Annotated in this window: 2 protein-coding genes; both read left to right on the top strand. The window is 73.7% G+C overall.

The window, feature by feature from the left end:
- Positions 1 to 762 (top strand): DUF4192 domain-containing protein (locus Mam01_RS35910; RefSeq protein WP_204289673.1); only part of this gene is annotated, 762 nt, incomplete at its 5' end.
- 5 nt (positions 763 to 767) lie between these two features.
- Positions 768 to 1,894, top strand: a 1,127-nt coding sequence (locus Mam01_RS35905) for an ATP-binding protein (RefSeq protein WP_239101880.1), incomplete at its 3' end; no start/stop codon positions are given.

Genomic DNA, 1,894 nt, shown 5'->3' with positions numbered 1-1,894 from the left:
GCGGAGGCGGGCATCACCACGATCGACGCCCTGCGGGTCGACGACGGCCGCTACTGGTCCTACACCTGCCCCGACCCCGCCTGTTGCCCACCGGGCGGCGTCCCGTACGACGTTGGGACCAATCCGGCCGCCGCAGCGGCGGTGTTCGCCGGATACGTCGCCCGGCCCGACCGCGCGGCCCTCACCGCCATGCTCGCCCCCACCGGCGGACCCGACCGCGACCACTTGACCGCCGCCACCCGGCAGGCCTGCACCCGGGCGCGCACCCTGCTCACCCGTGAGGGCGGTCACGACTGGTACCACGAGGGCCTTAACCACATCACCGCCGCGCTGGACCGCACCCAGGCCGGGCAGGACCTGTCCCCCGGCGAGGTCGCCGAACTGAGCGTGCGGCTCACCGCGATCCTGGTCCGCGACGCCGCCATGACCCTGATCGGCCGATACGACGACGCCACCCACACCCGGTTGTGGACCCAGCTCACCCGCAGAGCCGAACCAGACTTCGCCGCCCCGCCTGCCGCGCTGCTGGCCTTCCTCGCCCTGCGCACCGGAGACGGGCCCCTGGCGTGCGTCGCGGTGGAACGGGCACTGACGGCTGATCCCCGCTACAGCCTGGCGGGCCTGATCCGCACCGCGCTGGACTGCGCCCTGTCCCCGGAAACCATCTGCGGCCTGGACTTCGCCGGAATGGCCGACGAGATCGCCGACAGAGCCGCCGCCTACCCCGACGGGACCCGCCCGGTGCTGCCGGAGGGCTGGTGACCGGCATGGGCCACGCCTCCACCCGAACGGTCACCCTGACCGGCCTGTCCGCGCACCTCATCGACATCGACGCCGACACCCACGCCGGTGCCGGTGCCGCACCCGGTGATGCGGGGTTGCATGTGGTCGGCCTGCCCGAGCTGTCGGTCTGGCCCGCCCGCGCGAGGATCCGGGCCGCGATCACCAACGGCGCACCACCCTGGCCGGACACACCCGTCACGGTGAGCGTGACACCGGCGCTCCCGGTCTACAACGCGGCGGCCGATCTCGCCCTGGCCGTCGCGGCGCTGGCCGCCGCAGGCCTCATCCCACCCGAACGGATCACCGGGCGGGTGTTCCTCGGCGAACTGGCCCTGGACGGCCAGATACGCCCCATCAGAGGCGTCCTGCCGATGGTGACCGCCGCGGTCAGAGCCGGAATCAGCACAGTCGTCGTCCCCGCCGCATGCGCGGGGGAGGCGGCCCAGGTGCCCGGCGCCGTGGTGATCCCCGCAACCCGCCTGGCCGACGTCGTCGACGATCTCCGCCACGGAACCCTCCGCAACCATCATGACCACGGGCCGGAGGTCGCACCATCGTCGCCGTTCGCCGTCGACCTGGCTGATGTGCGCGGTAACGAGGCGGCCCGCCGCGCGCTGGAGGTCTGCGCGGCGGGCGGGCACCACCTGTTCCTGTCCGGCGACGGCCCGGCCACGATGCTCGCCGAACGCCTCCCCGGCATCCTGCCGCCCCTGACCGACCAGGCCGCCCGCCAGGTCGCCGAGATTCATTCGCTGGCCGGACGCCCCGGCAGGGCGCCGGGGGTCACGCCTCCGCTGTCGGCGCCGCATCACACGTCCACATCGGCGGCGATCTTCGGCAGCGTTGCGGGCAACCGCCCCGGCGCGGTCTCACTCGCCCACCGCGGCGTGCTGCATCTGGCCGACGCACCCGAGTTCACCCGCCCGGTCCTGGACGGCCTGTGCCGGCCACTGGACAGCGGACAGGTCCACCTCACCGGACTGGGCCGCAGCGTCCGCTACCCGGCGCGATTCACCCTGGTTCTCGACGCGCGCCCCTGCCCGTGCCCGGAAGGGCAGGACTGTGCCTGCATCCCGGAGGTCAGGCGCCACTACCGGGCACGTCTCACTTT

Origin of the sequence: Microbispora amethystogenes, from assembly GCF_016863015.1 — a bacterium.
Lineage (GTDB): Bacteria > Actinomycetota > Actinomycetes > Streptosporangiales > Streptosporangiaceae > Microbispora > Microbispora amethystogenes.
Note: the sequence above shows the minus strand (reverse complement) of the source record. Positions and strands in the feature narration are given on the sequence as shown.